Here is a 12,367-nt window from a genome sequence, read left to right on the forward strand (position 1 = left end):
TTCAGGCGGCGTGCGACCGCTGCGCTTTCAGTTCCTGGATCAACATCGGTACGACTTCGAAGAGATCTCCGACAATTCCGTAATCGCAATGCTGGAAAATTTCCGCCGAGGGATCCTTGTTGATCGCCACGACCTTGTGCGCCGAGCGCATCCCGGCCAGATGCTGGACAGCACCCGAGATGCCGCAGGCGATGTAGAGGTCCGGGCTCACCGCTTTGCCGGTCTGACCGACCTGGTGGGCATGATGAATCCAGCCGGCATCGACAGCGGCGCGACTTGCGCCGAGGGCGGCGCCGAGCACCTGACAAAGTTCCCGGAGAACGGCCCAGTGATCGGCACCCCCCATCCCCCGCCCGCCGGAAACCACGATTCTGGCGTCGGCGAGTTCGGCGATGCCGGCGGAAACGTTCACCACTTCCTTGATGATGCTGCGTAAATCGTTCGGGTTTTTCATGGTGTGGTAAGCGATGGCGGGGAGTGCATCCCCGCTCTGCTCGATCTGGAAGCTGGCCGGTCGCAGGGTCACCAGCGCCGGCTGCCGTTCGAGGCGAAGATTGACCAACAGCTTGCCGGCATAAAGAGGCTTACGAACCAGCGGTCTGCCCTGAGCTGTCGGCTCCAGGTCAATGCAGTTCTGTGCCAATTCAGCATCCAGGCGGGCCGCCAGAGCCGCCATCCAACTCTTTCCCAGGGCTGAAGCCGGTCCGACGATCAGTTCGATTTCAAGGTTTTTGACCAGCTCGGTCAGCAGTGGCAGCCACGCTTCGTGACTAAGCGGAGGGATGTGATCTGCCCGCACGGCATGCAGGGTAGCGATCCCGAGACCACGCAAACGGTTCGCGATGTCTTCGGCATGGCTGCCCGTCCAGAGGGCATGCAACTCCGCTCCTGCCATACGGGCACTGCGCGCTGTCGTCGCCAGTGCGACCAGGCTGCCGGTTGTCAGCTCTCCGCGAGGTTCGAGTAAGACCAGCCAACGCATGCTCTGCCTCCTTGCCGATTTATGCTTCCTGCCGCAGCAGTTCGGCCAGTTGTTGTACTCCGGTAACGATGTCCCCGGAAAAGATCTGTTGTTTTCTTGCCGTGTGTTGCAGGGTGACGCACTCCACCCGCCAACCCGATGTCAAATCGACATCCAGAGGCGGGGCAACCTCGTACAGAGGTTTGTTTTTCGCTTTGAGCACCTGCGGCAGCGCCGGATAGCGCGGGACATTAATCCCTTTCTCGGTGGTGACAACTGCCGGCAGGGGCAGGTCAATAACCAGATGACCTCCTTCGATTTCGCGCTTGACAAGGAGTCGCGCATTATCGCCGATTGTGAGCTGCGAAACCGCGGAGGCATGGACAAAGTCAAGCAGTTCCGCCACCCGCTCGGGCACTTGCGCATCGTCGCTGTCAATCGTTTGTTTGCCGGCCAGAATCAGATCGGGAGAAAGTTCGCGCAGGGTCGGGAGGAGGCAAAGAGAACGTCCACGGCCGGTCAGTTCCATGCCCCCCGTCAGTCGCACCAGGACGCCGGACTCGACCCCCATAGCGAAAGCGCAGCGAAGCGCTTTGCGGGCCACATCGCCGCCGATACTGACGGCAATGACCTCCGCTCCCAGACTTTCCTTGAGCCGGACCGCTTCCTCCACAGCATATTCGTCGTAAGGATCGAGGACGAATTCGAGCTGTTCGGTCAATACGCTTCGACCGTCCGGAACTATTTCCGGGGTGGCGGCGGTATCGGGGACGGCATTGACAAGGACGACAATTTTCATGGGACCTCACTCGTGCGTACCTTATAAATTAACAATCTCCACCAGACGGTCACACTTGGCGGTGGCGACATCCGGCTGCATGACCAGCCAGCCGGGATCGACAATCTCACCCTGCGCCCAGGCGATCAAAGCGGCCGGCAGGTTGGCGCCGGCGCGGTGGGTAAAGGGGTAGCCGCCGCCAAAGCGGGGATTCAATTCCAGCACCCAGAAGCGCTCACCATCAACGAAGACATCGCAGTCGAGATTACCGATGTGTTTGAGCGCCTCACCGATGCGCCGGCCGACCGCCTCCAGCGCCGGGTGGCTGACGGTGATCGCCTTGTCGGTCTCGCCGGCGCGCATCGCCAGTTTGCGCTTGACGAAAGTGGTGACATACCGGCCCTCAAGATCGTTGACGATATCGAGGCCATACTCTGTCCCGGTCACTTTCTCCTGCGCAATCAGGCAGCACTCCTGGTCGGTACTTGCCGCCAGCAGATAGGAGCGCTGCAAACGCATACGGCCCAGTTCCCAGCTCAGCGCCATCTCCTCTGCCGACTCCGGATAGTCGATGCCGAAAGAAGCGGTCCCCCAGCGAGGCTTGACCACCAGCGGAAAGGACATCTCACGACGGGACAGGGCTGCCTGTGCCTCGACCAGAGAGATGAAGGTGAGTGGTGTCGGCACAGCAATTTCCCGGAGGAAGTTCCAGGTGGCCCATTTGTCAAAGCAGAGGTCGATGACGGTCGGGGAGGAAACGACGGGGATGGTGCCGACGGCGAGGAATTGGTAGCGCTGCCGGGAAAGGTGCGGCAGTTCCAGATCGTTGAGCGAAAAGAGGAGGCGTACCTGGTGTACGCGACAGATCTCCAGCAGGACGTTGAAGTACTCCGGGTCGGTGACCGCCGGGACGAGAAAGGCCCGGTCCGCTTCCTGGAGGGCCGGCGCGGAGAGGGCGGCATCGCTGGCAAAGACCTGGCCGCGCCCGGCCAGCGCCTGGCGGAAGTACTCGACCAGATAGTTTCTGCGGCCGGCGCAGGTCAGAAGGATGTTGATCATGGAGCCTCCTCAAGCATTAAAAAAGATAACTGCCGAAAATATCGTTGAATTCCTGCCGACGGCGAATCGCCATATACCCTTTGGGGCCGCGCACCACGATCGGCGGTGCCAGGTTGATAAAGGGCGGCGTCATCACCACGGTATAGGCGCCGACATTCTCGATGCGGATGAAATCTTCCCGCTCAATTTCGACACTTTCGATCTCCTGCAGCAAGCGATCTTTCTCCATACAGGTAGCGCCGACGATGTTGTAGAACACCTTGGGGCCGGCACCGCTCTCTTTTTTGATGATGGAATAAGGATGATTGCGCTGGTGCAGGGTCGGTTTGACATTGAAGATGCTGCCGTCCACCACCGCCAATCGCTGGTTATCGATTCTTTTTACTTCGAAGACCTGGGTGATAAAACTCAAGGTATCGGCGGCAACGGCCATTCCCGGTTCGATGACCAGGTGCGGTTGTTGGTCCTTGATCCAGGGGTACTGAGCCAGGACGTCGCAGATCGTCTCGGCATAGTCGTCAAAGGTCGGAGTGTCGGTCAGCCCCATACTCGGTGCCGGCCGCCCGTAAAATCCTCCCCCGACATTGAGGAATTTAATTGATTCGCGGAAGTAGCGCTCGCCGACCTCCGCCAGTTTGGTCGCAATCGTCCGATAGCCCCACAAGCTCCGGTTCGATGACGAGGTATGGCCGTGCAGGGAAGAGACTTGAACATTCGGATAATCCCGAAGCATCCGCACCGCCGCCCTGAGAGCGTTATCGGAAAAGCCGAAGCGACCGGAGGGGAGGTCGTTCTGCAGATGCGATTTCCCCTGACTGTCGACCAGCGAGATGTTGATGCGCAGACCGATCCGAAAGGTCTTTTCCGGCTGCTGTCTGGCAAGGTGCATGACAAATTCGAGCTCCCGGATGGTATCGATGTTGACGGTGACTCCGGAGATCAGGGCAAAGGTGATGTCCGCAGCATTTTTGATCGGTCCGTTGTAGATGATCTCTGCCGGCGGACAGCCGATTTTGAGGGCCAGATCGAGCTCCAGCCGCGACACCACCTCGGCGTAGCCGCCCAGATTCCGGACCAGCTGACAAAGGTAGGGGATGTAGTTTGTTTTATAGGAATAGCCAATGGTGACGAAGGGATAGCGCTGGGTGAAGGCGCTCCGAATCTCCTTGAAGTTGCGGATGAAAGCTTCCCGGTCAAAGATGTAATAAGGAGAGCCGTGTTGTTGTGCCAGCTCCGCCAATTCTTTATAGGTTTCCATAAGACCTCGCGTTTGTTTTAGCGCGAACAATTGAGGTGCAGATCAGCCTGCCTGTTCCGCCGCTCCTGATCCATATCCGGTTCTACTTCATCTGTGTTGGGGGCAACTCCATCCTTGCGGAGCACTTGCCAGAAGGTTTTGGCAAGGATTTCAAGATCAAGCCGCAGAGTGTGGTTTTCCGCATACCAGACATCCAGGGCCAGGCGCTCATCCCAGGGGAGTTGATTACGGCCATGAATCTGCGCCCAGCCGGTAATCCCCGGTCTGACTGTGTGCCGTTTCTGCTCATGTTCGGTGTAGTAGGACAGATACTTCATGTACAAGGGGCGGGGCCCGACGATACTCATTTCACCCTTCAACACATTGAACAGCTGGGGGAGTTCATCCAGGCTGGTGCTGCGCAGGAACCGGCCCAGCTTTGTCAAACGCTGGCCGTCGGGAAGAAGATTCCCGGAACTATCCCGATCATTGGTCATAGTGCGGAACTTGTAGAGGTTGAAGGGTCTGCCCTGCAGGCCGGGACGGGTCTGCTGGAAAAAGACCGGGGCACCCATTTTGAAGCGCACCAGAGCGGCGACCAGCAGCAGGACGGGGAGCAGAACCGCGAGAAGGGAGGCTCCCAGCACGAGATCGATGATCCGTTTGAACCGGTTTTCGCACAATTTAATGGCCGGCGAGCGCTTCTTCATACAGTTCCTCATGCAGTTTCAGAATGTGGTTGATATCGTAGTTCACCATTATTTGCCGTCCGTGTTTGCCCATGGATTTAGTTTCCTCAGGATGCTCAATCATCCAGGACATGGTTTGTGTCAGGCTCTGCTGGTCATTGGTTTTAAAGATCAAGCCGCAACCATCCGCCAGTAAATCTCTGGTCCCCCGCACATCTGAGCCGATGCAGGGACGTTCCAAGCAGAGCGCTTCCATGATGCTTCGAGGTAAACCTTCTCTTTGCGAGGCGAGGATAAGGCTGTCCGCAACTTCCAGCAGCGTTGTGACATCCGAACGAAAACCGAGAAAATGAGTTCGATCAAGAACGTTGAGTCTTTCTCCCTGAGCACGGAGTCGGGATCTCAAATAACCTTCTCCAAGAAAGACCAGGTGGGCCTTTTTCGTAGGCAGGGCAGCAAATGCGTCGATGACAAGATCGGGACGTTTGTTACGGTTAAGTTCGCCAATAACCAAAAAAAGCCAGTCTCTCTCATCTATTCCCATGTTGTTGCGAAACAGGGCGATGTCCGATTTCGTCATGCTTTCAGGGGAATAAGTCTTCAGATCTACGCCGACACCGGGTATGTATTTCAGCCGCTCCGGAGAGACGATTCGATGCTTGCCCGCAGCGGAGTAATCTTCTTTGTTGATAGTGACAAGGTAATCAGTCCAGCGCCCTGCAACTTTCTCCAGGTTTAGAAATAACCCGTTACTTATCATTCTTCCCCCCTTGTGGAAGTGGAAGCCATGTGCTGTATAAATAATGACAGGTCGTCGCGACTGTTGTCGGCTGCGCATGGCAAAACGGGTAATAAATGAAGCTATAGGGGTATGAACATGAACCAGGTCATATCCTTCGCGGGTAATAAGGGTTTGAATTTCCTGGGAGGCACGGTGGAGGTTTTTAAAGTCAAAAGGGTTACGTGACCAGTTGATATCCCATATATGGTTGAAAGCTTCTCTGCAGGCGTTGTGGTTGCTCGCGTTGCTTGCTGCGGCATCGACCTGCCACCCTTTGTTGCGGAAGTGATAGGCATATGGCAGCAAGAAAGCATCGAGGGTATAGGCCATAGTGGAAACGAAAAGTACTTTTTTCATGATGATTCACCCATGTTTGTTTTAAAAAGCATAGATGAGTTGTGGGGGTGGGCAATTGTTCCTAGGTTGCGTTTTGATTGAAAATAAGGAGGAGATTTTGGTCAATCGAAAGTTTTAAAAAGGGGATACGAAAGGATGTCAGCCTAAAACAGTCGTATAGAGGTCTTGATATTTCGTGACGACCCGATCGAGGGAAAACTCCTGATCGATTCGGTGCCGGGCCAGGCTTCCCAATTGTTTACGCTGTTTAGGGGTGAGTTCGATCAAGTCTTGCAGGGCGGCGGCGAGGGATTGCGGGTCACGGGGGGGAACAACTCTGCCGGTAGTGCCGACGATCAGTGCCGAGTCGCCGACCTCAGTGACGACGCAGGGGACGGCGCAGGCCATTGCTTCACCGATGGCATTTGAGAACGCCTCGCCGTATGCCGAGGCTGAAACCGCGATGTCAAAGGCCGGGGTGATCGCCGGCATGTCCTGTCGCCTGCCGAGCAAACGAAAAGCTTCAAGCAGATGGCGTTCTTCGATGCAGCGCCGCAATTCCGGGTTGTCACCACCCGTCTCGTCTCCGCACAGAACAAAGACCGCCTGCGGGCAGGTCTCCCGCACCTTTGCTGCGGCCTGAATGAAACCCCTATGGTCCTTTTGCGGATCGAATCGTGCTGCATAGCCAATAATGATCGAGGTTTCCGGAATGTTGTTTTCCCGACAAAATTTATGCCGGAACTCCGGGGAAGGACGGAAGGCCGACAGGTCAAAACCGTTGGGGATATAGACCATTTTTGATCGGTCGTATCCGAGTTGTGCGTGAATATTTTCTGCAACCTTTGAGCAACAGACGATTTTTCTCGGGAGATAACGCGAGAGCTTTGCACAGAGGCGCGCGACTGTGATCGAGGATTTCTTGCTGGTCTGCGGGTCGAGATTGCTGTTGCGCAGGTTCCATATCAAAGGGATTCGGCCAGCGAACAGGGCACTTAGACCTCCCAAGAAATCGGCATGATACATCCAGGTCTGAATCAGGTCCGGTTGTTTAGCGCGCACGATACGGACCAGTCGCGCCATCTCGCCAAGATTGACTCCGCCTCGTTCCATGCGCAAGAAATCGACCGGGATATCAATCTCTGCATACTTCTGCGCCAAGCTATCGATCCCTGTGAGGGAGATGACTTCAGCGGAAAAAAGCTGGCGATCAAGTCGGGAAAGTAATTTCCAGAGCATCATCTCCGCGCCGCCGGCACCGAGTCCGGTGATGACGAAAAGAATTTTGTGTGGGGCCATGTTGTCGCGTCTCTCTCGTGGTACCTAGCCGCACGCCGGGGGTACAGGTTTAGTCATGAGCAGTTTCAGATAGTTGTCAACAGCATGTTTGACTTTAAATTGTTCCCAGGAATCTAGAGGGGGGGGAGATTTTTCTTTGGCCAACTCATCGATGATCGCATCAGCCAGGGCTGCAACATCCTGCACCGGCACAAGCCGACCGAAACGGCCATTTTCCAAAATCTCATCCGGCCCGCTCTTGCAGTTGGTGGAGACAACCGGGGTGCCGACTGCCAAGGCCTCGATCAAGACCGTCGGCAACCCTTCCCAGCGAGAAGAGAGGACAAAAAGCCGGGCATTGGCAAGGTACTGGAAGGGATTATCCACAAAGCCGGGGAGAGCGACCTCCTCTTGTAATCCGTGCTGCCGAACGAGGGCTTCCAAGGATGGGCGCAGTTCTCCTTCCCCGAGGATTATCATTCGGCACGGCACGTTGGCGGTTTTGACGCGGGCAAAAGCCTCTATCAGATTCGCAAAGTCTTTTTGCTCAGTGAGACGACCAATACCCACCAGGACGGGAGGCTGGCCGGCGGCAAACCAGGAGTGGTCGAGAGGCTGGCGGGATTGGAGCAACATCTGGGGAGAGATGACCGGATTGAAGATGACCTGGATCTTTGTTGCCGGGGTCTTGTAGAGTTTGGCATAATCAGCCGCAACTCCGGCGGAAACCGCGATAATGGCATCGGCGCGTGCATGAGTGTAACGCACCACCCTTTGCCCGAGAAATTTGCGGCAGGTCGGATTTTCCTTTGTTTTTTGAGAAGGGGTGTTGTGCAGAGTGATCGCCACTTGAGTCTCGGATCTAGCGAGATCGCGGGCGATGACGGCGGCGCAGTTGGTATGATCGAGGGCCGAAAGGAGAACCGCCGGTTCTTCGCGGCGCAGATAGCGGATCAGAGGGAGAATGCTGGCGCGGACTCTGCCGGCGGCGAGATCGACTATGCGGATCTCCTTGGGCACTTCTTTCAGATAGGGACCCTCAGCTGCGGCGAGGAGCAGATCGACCGACACTCCGCTTCGAACAAAACCACAAGCGAGGTTGAGCATGACTCTTTCCGCCCCTCCGCCGATCAGGGAGGGGAGGAAGACAGCAATTTTTCGTTGGTTCACCATAAAATTCACCACAAACCTTTATTTCTTTTAGTTGCGTAAATACGCCAGAGTGGCCGCCAGCCCTGGAGAACGATGAGTCTCAAGCGTTGCCAGGCTGAGATAGGCTTGCTGCAACTTCTGCACGGCGACATCCATCGAGAAGCGTTCTATAACGATTTGGCGGGAGTGCTGACCCATGATCAGAGCTTTGGCCGGGTCAGCAAGAATCCGTGCGACCTGACTGGCCAGTGATAGATGGTCGCCAACATCGACGGTAAATCCGTTTTTTCCTTCATGAATAATCTCTTCAAGGCGGGTACAGCGGGTTGTCACCACCGGCAACGCGGCTCGCATCGCTTCGAGCAGGGCATTCGGACAGCTTTCTGAGTCGCTGGTCAGGACAAAAACGTCCATGCTTTTTAAAGCTGCAGGGATATCCTCGCGAAAGCCGAGGAGATGTGCGTGGTTTTCGAGATGGTAGTCAACGATTTGCTGAGCCAGGGTTTCCTGTAGCGGCCCCTTGCCGATAATCCAGAAATCCGCATCGACCCCGGACGAGACAAGCTCGCGCGCCATCTGCAGGAAGAGCAAATGGTTTTTGACCGACTGCAAACGGCCGACGGTCCCGATGACCGGGCGATTGTTCCGTAGTTGTTGATAGTCATTCGTCTCTTTGTTCTGGATGGCCAGGTCCGGTTCGAGTTCAATGCCGTTCGGCACGATTCTGAACGAATTTTTGCCGAGGAATGAAATACTCTTTTCAGCATGGGCCTGCAGCGCTTCAGAGTTGACGATCCATCCCGAACACCGCGCGGAGACCATGGAATAAATTTTGGGCCAGTAGGAATCGAGCTCGATTTTCCCCTGCAGTCCCCCGATGATTACTGGAACCCGATTGATCATCGCCGGGAGCCAGCCGTAAAAATTTGTTGAGTGCTGCAGGCAGTGAACAATGTCGAACTGTTCTTTACGCATGAAGCGAATCGCATCAGCCAGGAAACGTGCTTTGCTCCAGGTAGGGCTGCCGAGGAAACGGACGGGTATTCCGGCGTTTTCCAGGATTTCCTTGGGAAATCCTACGCGTGGATCATAATAGGCCACCTTGATATCAAAGATTCCTTTGTCGAGTCGCGACAAGAGCTTGGAGAATTGGACTTCGGCTCCCCCCACATCGAGGGAGGCAAAGACGACCAGGAGTTTGAGCTTGTTCATTTTTCCCCCATTGTCGCGAGCTCTGGTTGTGTCGAGCGATTTCTCTGCGCGGCGAAACGACTTTCAAGAATCGCCACACAGAGAATGAAGGCGTAGTTGCCGGGGGCAAAGACCGTTGTAAACTGGGCAGCGAGAAACATCAGGAAGATTGTCATGGTTTCGATGCGGAGCGGCCAGGAGTTGCCATAACCAAAGATAAAGCGACTGGTCTGCCAGCCCAGGTAGGTCACCCATAAGGCATAAATCCAGGCACAGACGCCGCCAAAAGCAAGGTGCAGCCAGAGGAAGGTCGAGTGCGGCAGCGAACCGTCGAAGGAATAAGCGTTGATGCTGCTGAACCCGGCGAGAAAACTGCTCTGCATGTCCCGGGGTGCGGTCATCCAATAGTTCGTCCGGCCGCTTGACTGGGTGAAACGGTAGGTATAACCGTTGATGATCTCCGTCAGATTCTCTATGTTGTAGAGGGTGAAGCCGGCGATCGCAGCAGCGATGATGATCAATTCGAGAGAACGGCCGCGTTTAAAAAGAAGCGCCGCGAAGTAGAGGAGGAAACCGGCGCCAAGGATTACAACGCCCTGTCTGGACAAGGTCAGCAGGGTGACCCCCGCGAGGCCGAGGGCCGCAGCATAATGAATAAGCTTCGTCATAAATGGCCGGCTGATGCCCTGGAAAAGGAGGATCACGGCCGTGACGCCGGCGATCTGTGCCAGATCGTTGGCGTTGGCAAACATTGAGCCGGCCCCTTCTTTGTTCAGGTAGAGTCGCATGATTCCGATTTTTTCTGCGGAGTAGACAGCATTGAACGACAGGGCGCCGGCAACACAGGCGCCGATAAAAATGAGCCCGCGGCTGATTGCCTGTTCCTCACGAAAAATAAAACAAGCCATGAGCAAAGCACTCAACCAGAAGATCATGTCCCGGTTGAGCGTGTCCAGCCAGACCAGGTCGGTAATTAAGGCAATGACATTTATGGATAGAGCAAAGTAGACGCTTGCAGGGATCTTTTCATGACGGGAAAGCATGACCAGCAGGCAGATGGTCGCGGATGCGAGAATCATCGCGCCCGACAAACCGGTGAAACGTAACAGCCCCAACTGGGGGGCGAAGACCCGGCTGCCGATTGCGAGATAGAATAGGCATTCAACGACAATGCGACCCCAGTCTACGGTCTGGTACCACACCGCGTTAACTGGAGGAGTTCTGTAGTGGCCAGCAGTATAAGGTGTCGAGGTTGAGGGCGGGAAGTTTAGTGTTTCCATAGTAATGCTCTCATTTGTTTGTGGTTAAGAGCTAAAGAGAGTGAGGCTGGCGCTTCGGATGCGCAATCCTAGTTTTCGCAGAAAATTTCCGGCTTCCACCGGGCCGACCCAGATCAGCCAGGTGATGTAAATCGCCCCGGCCAAAGTTGAGGCGACGACCAGTTGGGAGACAACGTTATCAATAAGAAACAGAGGAATGGCTGTTAGTGAGACACTGACTCCGGCACCAGTGGCTGTGAAAAAGTTACGCAACGGCATCTGCAGCCCCCACTCTTTTTTCAGGGGTTTGAGTAGCGGTAACAAGCCGGCAAAATAGCCGAAGCCCATGGCCACGGGAATTCCCCACGCACCAACGGTCGGCAAGAGAATGAGATAACCGATCATGGTGACGACCGTGGAAATTACATACTGGTAAGCAATATGTTTTGGGGAGAGAAGTCTCAGGGCTGCTTCTCGCAACGTCGTCCACAGGGCGGCGCCGATGAAGGTAAAGCTAAAGGCGATGAGTACGGGTGTGTTGGGGAGATACTTCTCTCCGCCATACAGTAAAAGCAGTTGCGGGCTGATGACCGCCAGGAAAAATCCCAAGGGAATAAAGAACTGGGTTATGAAAATCATGCAGTTTCGATAATATTCTTTGAGTACCCCCGTGCCGGCTGATTTTAGTTCGCCGAATTTCACCCCGGCCGGGACAACGATAGCAATAATCAGCGCTGAAAAATTTTCATAAAGACGCTTGGCTACATGGTAGCCGGCAAGGGCCTCCGCCCCCAGAAAAAGGGCAATCACTGGTCGGTCGAGATTGTCGAGGCCCGAACGCAGTAGCTCAAGACCGAAATAGCTGCGACTGTCGTGAAAAATTCGGGAGAACGAGGTCAAGCGGAAGGTCAAATAACTTCTGATATCGACCATTCCTAACCCCAATCCAAAGAGCGTCGCCAACAGGAATCCCCAATAGAAACCAGGCACCCCGTAGAGGATAAAACCAAAAACGCAGAGCGTGCGCTGACAGAGAACGGTGACAACGTTGATGACTTCTCGCGATATGAACTTCTGCAAGGAAATCTGAATGCTGCCGACGGTAGACCGACAGGAGATGGCGAAACTAATCCAGATGATGATGCTGATCAGGTCCGCGAGTTCCGTGGAGTCGAAGATTTCCAGATGGAGGAAAGACCCCAGTGCCATCCAGAGCAGGCAGAGTAAAAACAAGGAGATAGTGCGATAGACGAGAACACTGGAGATCAGACGTTTGGCCCGTTCGATCTGCCCGCCGGCGACCAGCGGGGCTGCATCCTTAATGACTAAAGTTACCAGTCCAAGGCTGCTGAGGGTGTCGTTCCAGGTGGCCAGGATGGTGAGCGTGGCATAGACGGCCATTTGTTCCAGGGTGAAAACCCGGGCAAAATAGGCCATGAAACTGATGGAGATAATGATCGTCGCAATATTTGCGACAATCCGGTAGCTGCTGGATTTGATGATGTGGCCGATATGCGACACGCTGCGCCTCTTTCGTTTTTGGAGGGGTATGTCATGAAGATAAACGAGATAGGAGGGAAGACAATCACCCTAAAGATTGAAACGCATGGAGTGAAAGTTTGAAGTTATTACCCCGCCAAAGGAGG

At 55.1% G+C, this 12,367-nt stretch carries 11 protein-coding genes; all 11 read right to left on the reverse strand.

Annotated features, from left to right (window positions below):
* Position 1: 1 nt before the first annotated feature.
* Positions 2-982 (reverse strand): electron transfer flavoprotein subunit alpha, encoded by a 981-nt coding sequence (locus CVU69_03015; protein ID PKN13287.1) that lies wholly within the window; start codon positions 980-982, stop codon positions 2-4.
* Between the two features lie 19 nt (positions 983-1,001).
* Positions 1,002-1,760, reverse strand: coding sequence for an electron transfer flavoprotein subunit beta (locus tag CVU69_03020; GenBank protein PKN13288.1), 759 nt, complete (start codon positions 1,758-1,760; stop codon positions 1,002-1,004).
* Positions 1,761-1,781: 21 nt separating this feature from the next.
* A complete protein-coding gene (locus CVU69_03025) occupies positions 1,782-2,798 on the reverse strand; it encodes an ATP-dependent carboxylate-amine ligase (protein PKN13289.1) in 1,017 nt (338 codons plus the stop codon).
* 16 nt (positions 2,799-2,814) lie between these two features.
* A complete protein-coding gene (locus CVU69_03030) occupies positions 2,815-4,056 on the reverse strand; it encodes a diaminopimelate decarboxylase (GenBank protein ID PKN13290.1) in 1,242 nt (413 codons plus the stop codon).
* 17 nt (positions 4,057-4,073) lie between these two features.
* Complete coding sequence (locus CVU69_03035; GenBank protein ID PKN13291.1) at positions 4,074-4,745, reverse strand: UDP-galactose phosphate transferase; 672 nt, start codon at positions 4,743-4,745, stop codon at positions 4,074-4,076.
* A complete protein-coding gene (locus CVU69_03040; protein PKN13292.1) occupies positions 4,720-5,862 on the reverse strand; it encodes a glycosyltransferase family 1 protein in 1,143 nt (380 codons plus the stop codon). The genes CVU69_03035 and CVU69_03040 overlap by 26 nt, the downstream gene beginning before the upstream one ends.
* A 138-nt stretch (positions 5,863-6,000) precedes the next feature.
* Positions 6,001-7,140 (reverse strand): phosphatidylinositol alpha-mannosyltransferase, encoded by a 1,140-nt coding sequence (locus CVU69_03045; GenBank protein ID PKN13293.1) that lies wholly within the window; start codon positions 7,138-7,140, stop codon positions 6,001-6,003.
* A 24-nt stretch (positions 7,141-7,164) separates the two neighbouring features.
* Entirely contained in the window at positions 7,165-8,292 is a 1,128-nt protein-coding gene (locus tag CVU69_03050) for a glycosyl transferase (GenBank protein ID PKN13355.1), read from the reverse strand.
* Between the two features lie 27 nt (positions 8,293-8,319).
* A complete protein-coding gene (locus CVU69_03055; protein PKN13294.1) occupies positions 8,320-9,483 on the reverse strand; it encodes a hypothetical protein in 1,164 nt (387 codons plus the stop codon).
* A complete protein-coding gene (locus CVU69_03060) occupies positions 9,480-10,541 on the reverse strand; it encodes a hypothetical protein (protein ID PKN13295.1) in 1,062 nt (353 codons plus the stop codon). The genes CVU69_03055 and CVU69_03060 overlap by 4 nt, the downstream gene beginning before the upstream one ends.
* A gap of 225 nt (positions 10,542-10,766) precedes the next feature.
* Positions 10,767-12,272: a hypothetical protein gene (locus CVU69_03065; protein ID PKN13296.1), complete on the reverse strand. Its 1,506-nt coding sequence runs from the start codon at positions 12,270-12,272 to the stop codon at positions 10,767-10,769.
* Positions 12,273-12,367 lie beyond the last annotated feature (95 nt).

The organism is Deltaproteobacteria bacterium HGW-Deltaproteobacteria-4, from assembly GCA_002841765.1.
Lineage (GTDB): Bacteria > Desulfobacterota > Desulfuromonadia > Desulfuromonadales > UBA2197 > UBA2197.

Coding starts and splice junctions, on each gene's coding strand:
- CVU69_03015 (PKN13287.1), bottom strand. CDS start 982: ATGCGTTGGCTGGTCTTACTCGAACCTCGCGGAGAGCTGACAACCGGC.
- CVU69_03050 (PKN13355.1), bottom strand. CDS start 8,292: ATGGTGAACCAACGAAAAATTGCTGTCTTCCTCCCCTCCCTGATCGGC.
- CVU69_03035 (PKN13291.1), bottom strand. CDS start 4,745: ATGAAGAAGCGCTCGCCGGCCATTAAATTGTGCGAAAACCGGTTCAAA.
- CVU69_03025 (PKN13289.1), bottom strand. CDS start 2,798: ATGATCAACATCCTTCTGACCTGCGCCGGCCGCAGAAACTATCTGGTC.
- CVU69_03040 (PKN13292.1), bottom strand. CDS start 5,862: ATGAAAAAAGTACTTTTCGTTTCCACTATGGCCTATACCCTCGATGCT.
- CVU69_03055 (PKN13294.1), bottom strand. CDS start 9,483: ATGAACAAGCTCAAACTCCTGGTCGTCTTTGCCTCCCTCGATGTGGGG.
- CVU69_03020 (PKN13288.1), bottom strand. CDS start 1,760: ATGAAAATTGTCGTCCTTGTCAATGCCGTCCCCGATACCGCCGCCACC.
- CVU69_03030 (PKN13290.1), bottom strand. CDS start 4,056: ATGGAAACCTATAAAGAATTGGCGGAGCTGGCACAACAACACGGCTCT.
- CVU69_03045 (PKN13293.1), bottom strand. CDS start 7,140: ATGGCCCCACACAAAATTCTTTTCGTCATCACCGGACTCGGTGCCGGC.
- CVU69_03060 (PKN13295.1), bottom strand. CDS start 10,541: ATGATTCTCGCATCCGCGACCATCTGCCTGCTGGTCATGCTTTCCCGT.